This is a genomic window from Flavobacterium sp. AJR (genome assembly GCF_002156885.1).
Classification (GTDB): Bacteria; Bacteroidota; Bacteroidia; order Flavobacteriales; family Flavobacteriaceae; genus Flavobacterium.
This window is the reverse complement of record NZ_NCWQ01000003.1, coordinates 1-11,479: the sequence shown is the minus strand read 5'-3', so window position 1 is coordinate 11,479 and position 11,479 is coordinate 1. Positions and strand designations below refer to the sequence as shown.

Annotated in this window: 6 protein-coding genes; 4 read left to right on the top strand and 2 right to left on the bottom strand. The window is 34.1% G+C overall.

The window, feature by feature from the left end; genetic code table 11:
• The first annotated feature begins 34 nt into the window (after positions 1-34).
• The 4 genes from B8T70_RS01250 (at position 35) to B8T70_RS01235 (ending at position 7,184) form a co-directional block, all read left to right on the top strand.
• Positions 35-2,170, top strand: coding sequence for a beta-galactosidase (locus B8T70_RS01250; RefSeq protein ID WP_086893637.1), 2,136 nt, complete (start codon positions 35-37; stop codon positions 2,168-2,170).
• A gap of 191 nt (positions 2,171-2,361) precedes the next feature.
• A complete protein-coding gene (locus B8T70_RS01245) occupies positions 2,362-4,665 on the top strand; it encodes an aminotransferase class III-fold pyridoxal phosphate-dependent enzyme (protein ID WP_086893636.1) in 2,304 nt (767 codons plus the stop codon).
• A 208-nt stretch (positions 4,666-4,873) separates the two neighbouring features.
• On the top strand, positions 4,874-5,605 hold the full coding sequence (locus tag B8T70_RS01240) for an AAA family ATPase (protein WP_086893635.1): 732 nt from the start codon (positions 4,874-4,876) through the stop codon (positions 5,603-5,605).
• 277 nt (positions 5,606-5,882) lie between these two features.
• On the top strand, positions 5,883-7,184 hold the full coding sequence (locus B8T70_RS01235) for a hypothetical protein (protein WP_086893634.1): 1,302 nt from the start codon (positions 5,883-5,885) through the stop codon (positions 7,182-7,184).
• A 71-nt stretch (positions 7,185-7,255) separates the two neighbouring features.
• On the opposite strand, the gene mfd is transcribed toward B8T70_RS01235, so the two are convergent.
• Positions 7,256-10,621 (bottom strand): transcription-repair coupling factor, encoded by a 3,366-nt coding sequence (gene mfd / locus B8T70_RS01230; protein ID WP_123912053.1) that lies wholly within the window; start codon positions 10,619-10,621, stop codon positions 7,256-7,258.
• Positions 10,614-11,219 (bottom strand): hypothetical protein, encoded by a 606-nt coding sequence (locus tag B8T70_RS01225; RefSeq protein ID WP_039113845.1) that lies wholly within the window; start codon positions 11,217-11,219, stop codon positions 10,614-10,616. Before B8T70_RS01225 ends, mfd begins: the two co-directional genes overlap by 8 nt.
• Positions 11,220-11,479 lie beyond the last annotated feature (260 nt).

Genomic DNA, 11,479 nt, shown 5'->3' with positions numbered 1-11,479 from the left:
TACCACATATTCGATTAACTCAATACAACCAAGAATGTTCAAGCAAAATATACCATTAGTTAAAATTTTATTTACACTATTGCTTATCGCAAATTGTAACTCGAATCCCGTTTTTTCTCAAAACAAAAAAGCTACTTCTACGGAGAACAAAGACGCACAACGTTTTTTTTCAAAACCCGATTTAATGCAAATTGGTGTTTACTATTATCCTGAACAATGGCCAAAAGAACAATGGGAACGTGATTTAAAAAACATAAAAAAACTAGGATTTGAGTTTACGCATTTTGCCGAATTTGCCTGGACGTATATGGAACCCGAAGAAGGTAAATATGATTTTAAATGGCTTGATGATGCACTTGCCATAGCCGAAAAAAATGGATTAAAAGTGATACTTTGTACTCCAACTCCAACTCCACCAGCCTGGATGGGAGACAAATATCCTGAAATTTATTTAGTAGATGCAAGCGGGCGTCGCAGAGAACACGGCAATAGAGCTAATGTATCTATAACAAATGAAAAATACCGAGAATTTACAGATCAAATAGTTGCCGAACTTGGAAAAAGATACGGTAAGAACAAAAATATTATGGGTTGGCAAATCGACAATGAACCTTTGGGAACTGCCGATTTTAGTCCTTCTGCCCGCAAAGCATTTCAAATTTGGCTTAAAGCCAAATACGGAACAATCGAAAAACTAAATACAGAATGGGTTGGGAATTTTTGGAGTACCCGTTATAATAACTTTGAACAAATAGTTTTACCTAATGCCGAAATTTATTTTGAAGATAAATTAAGTCCTCATGCCGTTTTAGATTTTAAAAGATTTACCTCGGATGCACAGGGTGAATATTTAAATAGACAAGCGGAAATACTTAGAAAGTATGTTGATCCAAAACAATGGATAACAACCAACTTTACCAATGTAATTTATGATGCCGATCCTAGAAGTGCTAACAAAATGGATTTCATTACCTATACCATGTATCCTGTAAGTGGACAGAATCCTTTAGGAGGAGATAGTTTTAGAATGGGGCATCCTAACAAAATATCTGAAGCAAACGATTATTACAGATCTATAAGCGGTGTTACTGGTATTATGGAATTACAACCTGGGCAAGTAAACTGGGCTGGAATTAACCCGCAATTACAACCAGGAACGGTTCATATGTGGATATCTCAAGCTTTTGGTGGTGGTTGTTCATTTACTTGTACGTATAGATACAGACATCCACTAGGAAGTAGTGAAATGTACCATGACGGAATCGTAGGAACCGATGGTGTAACACTTACAACAGGCGGAAAAGAATTTGTACAATCTATCGAAGACATGAAATTACTTCGCAAAGAGTACAATCCTAAAGCGGTAATTCCACAGGAAATTGCAAAAAGAAAAACAGGTTTTTTATGGAGTCATGAAAACCTTTGGGATTTAGAAAACCAAAAACAAACAGAATTCTGGAGTACCTGGAGACATAGAAACATATATACAACTGCAGTAAAATCGACTGGTGCACCAATGGATTTTATTACAGAAGACGAAGATTTCTCTGCTTATCCGTTTATCGTTGCTCCTGCTTACCAACTTATAGATCAGAAATTGGTCGATAAATGGACTAAATATGTTGAAAACGGAGGAAACTTAATCCTTTCTTGCCGTACAGGTCAAAAGGATAGAAACGGACATTTCTTTGAAGCTAATTGGAGTGCGCCAATCGTACCATTAATTGGTGCCGATGTAGATTTTTTTGATATGCTTGTTGCCAATGTAAACGGAACAATAAGCTCAGGAAACAATACCCACAAATGGAATACTTGGGCAGATGTCCTAAACCCAAAACAAGGAACGGAAGTATTAGCAACCTATGCAGATCAATTTTATAAAGGTAAAGCTGCTGCTATTACAAGAAAATTAGGCAAAGGAACTGTTACTTATATTGGTGCAGAAAGTAAAGACGGAACTTTAGAAAGACAAGTTGTACGTACTATTTACGAACGTGCAAAAGTTACTATCGAAGATTTACCAAAAGGAGTATTTGTAGAATGGAGAGATGGTTTTTATGTAGGTGTAAACTATACAAACGAACCTATAAACTTACCAATACCTCAAGGAAGTAAAATTCTTGTGGGACAAAACCCTTTACAACCAGCACAAGCCATTATTTGGAAATAAAAAAACAGCCACAACCCGAGCCTGAAAGAGCGAACTGGCGAAGCAATTAGTACAAATATAAGAATGCTTTTATTTAAAAAAATTAGCGATAATTTGTGAAATTTGTGGTGAAAAACTTTTCACTACATGATCAAAAAAATACCGTGTAGGAAAACGAGAAAACAGATAAAACAACTTAATAAACAATACCAATGATTTTTTCAGAAACAGACATTCAGCAATTAGCGATAGAACATTATGGATTATCCGCTACCGTAAAAGCGTTAGACGGTTATGATGAATTGAATTTTATCTTAACCGATGAGAAAAATCAAAAGTATATATTAAAGCTTTCTGATGAAAATCAGCCGTATCCTTTTCTGGATGCGCAGGTTAAAATCATTCAGCATTTAAGCAAAAGTCCATTAGCAGAAAGCTTTCAGCAGTTTTCTATCAATAAAAACGGAGAAGCTTTAACCCAAATAATCAGAGATAACAAAACGTATTACATACGAATTCTTAGTTTTCTTGAAGGCACTTTTTGGTACGAGGAACAAAAAAAATCTAGTAATGCTCTTTATAATTTAGGTGCATTTATGGGGAATATGGATAAAGCATTACAAGACTTTTCTCACCCTGCAATGCATCGCCATTATACGTGGGACATTAGCAGAGCGGGTGATGCCAATGAAAAACTGAAGTACATTACTAATCACGAACGTAGACGAATTGCCGGGTATTTCCTTTTGCAGTTTGACACCGAAGTGCTTCCGCAAATACATACATTACGACATGCATACATTCATAATGATGCCAATGATTGTAATGTAATGGCGCAAGGAGAAAAAACTACTGGTTTGATAGATTTTGGCGATATGGTTTATTCCGCTTTAATCAATAATCTTGCAATAGCTTGTACGTATGCAATCCTAGAAAGTGATGATCCGTTAACAGCTGCTTCATTCATCGTAAAAGGATATCATGAAGCATATTCGCTTACAACACAAGAACTAGATTTATTATATTATTTAATCGCTGGAAGGCTATGTATAAGCGTAACACAGTCGGCTTATAACGCATCGCTAAATAGCGATAATGCCCATCATTTTATAACAGAGAAGCCAGCTTGGGAGTTATTATACAAACTCATCAAAATAAATCCTATAAAAGCTCAGGATACTTTTAGAAAAGCTTGCGGATTTGATGGCGTGATAAATAATTCCGACTATTCTGATTTACTACAAGCTCGTCAAAAAAATGTAGGTAGAAATCTAAGCATTGGTTACAACGAGAAACTAAAAATCGTAAAAGGGGCATTACAATACTTATATGATGATAAAGGAAGAACCTTTGTAGATTGTGTAAACAATCCATCTCATGTTGGACATTGTCATCCTGTAGTGGTAAAGAAGATGCAAAAACAAATTGCAACTTTAAACACTAATACAAGATATCTTAACGATACTATATTAGAATATGCTGAAAAACTTACCGCAACATTACCATCGTCATTAAGCGTTTGTTATTTCGTAAACTCTGGTAGTGAGGCAAATGACCTTGCTATAAGAATGAGCCGCCATTTTACAAAGCAAAAAGACATTATCGTATTAGATCATGCTTATCACGGAACCTCAACCGTAGCTATGGAAATGAGTCCTTATAAATTTGACAGTAAAGGAGGTTTTGGAAAAATGCCGTGGATTCATAAAGCAATTAATCCCGATTTATATCGAGGTCCTTATAAATATGGCGATGCAAAAGCTGGCGAAAAATATGCTGCCGATGTACAAAGAATAATTGAAGATTTAAAGAAAGAAGACAAATCACCAGCCGTATTTATCTGCGAAACCTTATTGGGCGTTGGAGGTCAGATTCCGTTACCAGAAAACTATCTAAAAACAGTCTACGATTACGTAAGAGCTTCGGGTGGAGTATGTATTGCCGATGAAGTTCAGGTAGGATTTGGAAGAGTTGGCGATAAATTCTGGGGTTTCGAATTACAAGATGTCGTTCCGGATATTGTTGTACTAGGAAAACCTATAGGAAACGGTCATCCGCTTGCAGCAGTAATTGTAACAAACGAAATTGCCGATGCTTTTAACAACGGCATGGAATACTTCAATACTTTTGGAGGTAATCCCGTATCTATGTCGGCTGGACTAGCTGTTCTGGAAGTAATTCAGGACGAAGAAATGCAACAACACGCCCTAGAAGTAGGTAATTATCTAATGGACTTACTAAAAGGATTAATGGATAAATTCCCAATCATCAGTGATGTTCGCGGACATGGTTTATTTATTGGTGCCGAAATGGTGAAAGACAGAACCACAATGGAACCTGCAATTCCTGAAATTGATATTGTTGTCGAAAAAATGAAAGAAAAAGGATATTTGCTAAGTACTGATGGACCTTTGCACAATGTTTTAAAAATAAAACCACCAATGCCATTCAACAAACAAAATGCAGATGAAATGGCACAATTCCTTGAAGAGATATTAAAAGAAATTCATATTTAATTAAATCAATTGTCAAATAGTTAATTACAATAATCGGATATAGTTTCTATCCCGATAAAAAAATAAGGGCGTATGAAAATTTCATACGCCCTTATTTTTTTTCAGGAAACGCATCCGTTTTTATGCTCTAATAAATTTTAAGAAGCTCATCCGTAAAAATGTTTTATTTTTGACCCCTCTCATCAATTCAATTAAAATCAACTCGTAAGTGATAACAAACAAACCTTATTTAAAAGAAATCTCACTCAAAAGAGAATCAATTACAAGTTATGAGGAATATCCCTTTACGATACCATCTATAAAAGGGTTGGATAAAGTTGAATTTCACTCTGATGTTACTTTTATCGTAGGAGAAAATGGCTCAGGAAAATCTACGCTGATAGAAGCAATTGCTTTAAGTATGGGATTAAGTCAAGAAGGAGGAAGTAAACATGCTCGTTTTAGTACCCATCAGAATACATCTGGCCTTTTTAATTATTTGAAGATTGCAAAAAGTCATAGTCTCCCAGAAGATTATTACTTTCTTCGTGCTGAAAGTTTTTATAATCTGGCAACTTATATGGAGGAAACAGACAACCTTCAGGGAACGGGTCATTCCTTGCATGAATGTTCTCATGGGGAATCTTTCATGAAAATCATTACTGAACGATTAGGCGGAAATGGTCTTTATGTTTTTGATGAGCCCGAAGCTGCTTTATCTCCCATGAGGCAACTTACACTGTTTGCGGCAATAGATGAACACGTAAAAAACAATTCGCAGTTTATAATCGCTACCCACTCTCCCATTCTTCTGGCATATCCGAATGCAATAATATATCAATTGGATGAAAACGGAATAAGACAAGTTGATTATGAGGAAACGGAACACTACTTAATCACCAAAGGTTTCTTAAATAATTATAAGAATATGACCGAAATCTTGTTGGATAATAAAAAATAAAATCCTTCCTCAAAGCTATCTACTCCTCAAACAACTCCATTATCTCTAACGTCTTTTTAATCAATTCTATATTATAAAAGCCAAGAACCAGCATAGCTTACAATTACTTATTTCACTATATTATAGACATTTAACCACAAACACACTCTGAGTTTTATAAATATCTTAAGCAATAAATTATTTTTTAACAAAAATGTCATAAATATAATCCCTCAAATTTTGATATTATTTGACAATTCCATTCATTTACTGCAGAAATCAATCTTAATAAAACCGAATGAAAAAAAAACTACTTCTATTATCAATTCTCTTAACTGGAGGATTATTTGTTTCCTGCTCAAGTGATGAATCGGGTGATAATACCCCAGAAACTAGTCATCCATCACCAATTACAATTACTAAAGTTCCCTCTGAGTTTCTTATTACAGGAGAAAATTTAGAGATTACAGGAACTAACTTTATCAATAAAGATTTTCCAACTAAAGTTTTTATTAATGATATTGAAATTACTCCAAAAGAAATTACTAATAGTAAAATTTTGATATCTAATTCAGATGCTTTCAAAACTGGAGCAAATATTTTAAAAATACAGGTTCAAAAAGTGAGTAGTACTCCTATAAATTTCTTTGTTATAGCAAAAGGATGGAATAAGCTAAATACTTTAGGGAATGTTAACATTAATAATTCTTCAATCTTTGATGATAGTAAAACTATCTTTTCGTTTATCAATGAGAACCTCCCAGTAAAACTAGAACCTAAAGCTTCAGGTTATGAACAAGCATCAATCAATCAGCCAGGTTACTACGGAGCTTTTAAAATGTTTAATGACAAAATAGGTGTTTTAACTAATACACGTCAAGCTACTTTTACCGATAATGGCTTTGAAACAACCAACAAAATAGTCCCAGAAAACAATTTTAGTATTGAGCTAAATGGCTTGTACATTGGATATTTGGATAGTAAAAGTTCTATTATAAATACAGTAATGGGTGCGCAAATTTATACTGCTGACAATGGGAAGACTTTTGTTAAAAATGACTATCCGATGTGGGCTACGACGGTTATTAAAAATGGTGGTAATATTAGACTGAACGTTAAATCTTTTGGAAAATCAACATCAAATGATAAATTTTATCAATTGGGTAGAATTTATGATCCAAAAAAATACGGTTCTAATATTCAAAAAAATGCAGTTATGGAATCTGAAACAGGTTATAGTAATTGGATCATTAAAGACACTATCAGCAATGCAGACACAAATTTATCTCTTGCATACAAGTTCCTAAACATCAACAAAATACTCTCAATAAACAATACAGATAAAACACTACAGCAATCAAACGATATGCTAAAAACATGGACTAAAATAAAATCGGATGTGACTTCTATCTTTCTTAGAACAGAAACTCAATGGTATATTCAGTCTGGTGATAAGTTATTTGTAACAAAAGATTCAGGTGCAACATGGGAACTAGAGCTTGAATTACCAACAGGTTCAGTTATAAATGACATCTCATTCTCTAAAACCAAGATAATTATTTCAGGAAATAAAGGTTTACATTATCTAAAACTAGAGTAATCCTTACATTCTAACCATAAAAAATGGCGCATGAAAATTTCATGCGCCATTTTTTATATAGAAATAAAAACTTATTCTTCAAATAACTCCATCAGCTCCAAAGCTCTTTTGGTAGATTTCACATTCTCGAAAGTCAATAAAAGACGTAAACCATTTGGAGTTTCTTTTTCTTTCATTTTGCAAATATTACTATGTGTTTGCACAAAATTTATCACTTTATGAAAACGTTTCGATTGATAATAATCAGACTGTTGATCGGAAACAAAATAACCAATCATTTTACCTTTTTTCATTACCAGTTTCTCAATTCCTATTTTAGTAGCAATCCATTTAATGCGGATACTATTCATCAACGCATTGGCACGCGGAGGCATTGGCCCGAAACGGTCAATTAATTTGTTTTGGAAGAGAACCAGTTCTTCTTCATTTTTCACAGAACCTAACTCGTTGTACAAACTCAAACGCTCTGTAACATTATTAATATATTCATCAGAAAACAATAACTCAAAATCGGTATCGATTTGCAAGTCTTTTACGTATTCCTTCGTTTCAATATCGTTCTCCGCAGGATATAAATCTTTGAATTCGTTTTCTTTTAATTCTTCGATGGCTTCATTCATGATTTTCTGGTAAGTATCAAACCCGATTTCATTAATGAAACCGCTTTGTTCACCACCTAATAAATCTCCTGCCCCACGAATTTCAAGATCTTTCATCGCGATATTAAAACCACTTCCTAACTCGCTAAATTGCTCCAAAGCCTGGATTCGTTTACGAGCATCTTCGGTCATGGATGAATATGGCGGACAGATAAAATAACAGAATGCTTTCTTGTTGCTACGCCCTACTCGACCACGCATTTGATGTAAATCCGACAATCCGAAATTATTAGCATTATTGATAAAAATGGTATTGGCATTTGGTACATCAAGTCCACTTTCGATAATTGTTGTAGCTACCAGAACATCAAAATCTCCGTTCATAAATGCCAACATTAATTCTTCTAGCTTAGCACCTTCCATTTGTCCGTGTCCGATTCCTACTCTTGCATTTGGAACCAAACGCTGAATCATTCCGGCAACTTCTTTTATATTTTCGATTCGGTTATTAATAAAGAAAACCTGTCCGTTACGCTGAATTTCATACGAAATCGCATCACGAATCAATTCTTCATTAAAACCAACTACATTAGTCTCGATTGGGTAACGATTGGGCGGTGGTGTAGTAATTACAGATAAATCTCTCGCTGCCATTAAGGAGAATTGTAATGTTCTCGGAATTGGCGTTGCTGTTAATGTCAACGTATCAACATTGGCAGCAATTGTCTTCAATTTATCTTTTACGTTTACTCCAAACTTTTGTTCTTCGTCGACAATTAGTAATCCTAAATCTTTAAAAACTACATTTTTGTTTACTAATTGGTGTGTTCCTATTACAATATCTAGTTTTCCTTCGGCTAAATCTTTAAGCGTTTGTGCTTTTTGTTTTGCAGTTCTAAAACGGTTTAAATACCCAACAGAAACTGGCATTTCTTTTAATCGTTCCGAAAAAGTACGGTAATGCTGGTAGGCAAGAATTGTGGTTGGCACCAAGACTGCAACTTGCTTGCTATTATCTACTGCTTTAAAAGCGGCACGAATTGCAACTTCTGTTTTTCCGAATCCTACATCACCACAAACCAAACGATCCATTGGTCGGTCGCTTTCCATATCGGCTTTTACTTCTTGAGTTGATTTCGTTTGATCTGGTGTGTCTTCGTAAATAAACGAACTTTCTAATTCGTTTTGTAAGTAACTATCTGGCGCAAACTGGAATCCTTTTTCTAATCTTCTTTTAGCATACAACTGAATAAGATTGAAGGCGATATGTTTAACTCGTGCTTTGGTTTTTTGTTTTAAAATCTTCCAAGCATTCGAACCTAACTTATAAATTTTGGGTGGCGTTCCGTCTTTTCCGTTGTATTTAGAAATTTTATGAAGCGAGTGAATACTCACATACACTATATCATTATCGGCATAAACCAATTTAATAGCTTCTTGCGTTTTTCCTTCTACCTGAATTTTTTGTAATCCACCAAATCGTCCGATTCCGTGATCGATATGTGTTACATAATCCCCAACCGATAATGTAGTCAATTCTTTAAGCGTGATATTCTGTTTTTTAGAATAGCCGTTTTTAATATTGAATTTATGGTAACGCTCAAAAATCTGATGATCGGTATAACACGTAATCTGATTTTCGTCATCTATGAAACCTTGGTACAATGGTAAAACCACTGTATTATATTGCTTGCGGATATTTTCGGAATTGGCTTCGTCCAACGTTTCAAAAATATCATGGAAACGTTTTGCCTGTGCATCATTCGAACAAAACAAATAATTCTTGTATCCGTTAAAATGATTATCACTTAAATTATTAAGCAATAAATCAAATTGTTTATTGAATGAGGGTTGTGGCTGAATATGAAAATCGTATTTCTTGATTGTTTTAAAAATTGGTTTACTGGCCAATTCTACAATCGAAAAATCCAATGCTTTTTTTATAAACGACTTCTGGTTTAGGAACAACTGATCTGGAGTTGCACGCTTAATTTCTTGCGATAATTTCTCGTAAGCTTCTTCGGCTCTTGCAAATTGTTTGTCTAACTGACTTAGAAATCCATCTGTATCTTGAATAAAAAGAACTGTTTTTTCAGAAATATAATCTAAGAAACTTTCTCTATTTTCCTGAAACACTTTGTTCTCGACATTTGGTATTATCGTGATTTTTTTATGTGTTTCTATAGATAATTGTGTCCCAACATCAAAGCTTCGAATACTATCAACTTCGTTTCCAAAAAACTCAATTCGATATGGATTATCATTTGAAAAAGAAAACACATCGACAATTCCTCCACGAACAGAAAACTCTCCGGGCTCGGTAATAAAATCTACTCTTTTGAATTCATATTCGAATAAAACTTCATTAATAAAATCAATTGAAATTTTATCGCCAACTGATACTTTCAACGTATTCTTATCCAACTCTTTTCGAGTCACTACTTTTTCAAATAATGCTTCGGGATAAGTTACGATTACAGCAGGCTTTTTACGCGAATTAATTCGGTTTAATACTTCCGCACGAAGCAAAACATTGGCATTATCAGTGTCTTCTATCTGATACGGTCTTCGGTAAGATCCGGGATAAAACAATACATCTTGCTCCCCGATCATTTGTTCTAAATCGTTCAGATAATACGCAGCTTCTTCCTTATTATCCAAAATAACAAGAAAAGGCAATTCGACTTTCTTAAACAAAGAACGAATTACAAATGAAACCGACGATCCTAACAATCCGCTAAGATGCAATTTTACTTCATTATTTTCTATTAACTGATTGGCAATTTGCTGTGTTTTGGGCAAATTATCGTACGTAGTATATAAAGCACTTTTACTCAACTCTAGGAATATTTGGGGTCACTTTTTCATTAGGAATTGCTCTTGCAGTATCCTTTATCATTTTCATTAACTCTGTCTCCCCGTCTTCAACAGGAATCTTACTCTTTACAAGAATCTTATCCATTTGTCTTTGTAAAGCCATTAGTTCATTATTTATTTCTCTGATTAAAATACTGACCTTTTCGTCGGGAATTCTATCCAAATGAATATATAAATCCATCATTTTTATTTTCGTAATTATGATGGCGATTCTGGTTTTAACTTGAGGTACATTAAGTTGGGCTGGAATATTATTATTTAAAGCCTCAGCGCTTTTGGTGATTTCAGTAGATTTTTTTTGAAATGCTCCAATGGTTTTTTGAGGCGTTCCTTTTAATACTTTTAAAAACAGGTGCCATTCATTCCATTGGTTTTCAATTTGTTCAGAAGCCTCATTGATAGAACTATCGTAAAAAACCCAACTATTTCTAATATTATTAAAAATCAATTCTTTCTTTTTGGCTTCCTTTTTATTTTCGGCAAGTCGCTTTTCGTCGTTATTCTGACAAGAATTTAAAAGAAAAACAAAAAGCAGGAAAAGAGATATTCTATATTTCATCGGTTCAAACATTAAGCTACAAAGTTACAAAGTAATTTTACAATTACGAATTCTGTTTTTTGCTAAAGATTCTATAAATCAAATGCGTTTTTTGCCATAGGTCTGCTTCATCTGTGGCTAACTTAAATTGTCTATAAAGGGACGCGGATTATGCGGATTCGCTATAGCGAAAACACGGATTAAACGGATTTCCATCTATTATTTTTAAAAATCCGTTTTTAATCCGCGTTTTTACTTTTGTAAATCCGTATCATCCGCGT

What these genes read in the sequence shown, in the direction of transcription:
- B8T70_RS01250 (WP_086893637.1), top strand. Translation starts at nt 35, where the DNA reads ATGTTCAAGCAAAATATACCATTAGTTAAAATTTTATTTACACTATTG.
- B8T70_RS01245 (WP_086893636.1), top strand. Translation starts at nt 2,362, where the DNA reads ATGATTTTTTCAGAAACAGACATTCAGCAATTAGCGATAGAACATTAT.
- B8T70_RS01235 (WP_086893634.1), top strand. Translation starts at nt 5,883, where the DNA reads ATGAAAAAAAAACTACTTCTATTATCAATTCTCTTAACTGGAGGATTA.
- B8T70_RS01225 (WP_039113845.1), bottom strand. Translation starts at nt 11,219, where the DNA reads ATGAAATATAGAATATCTCTTTTCCTGCTTTTTGTTTTTCTTTTAAAT.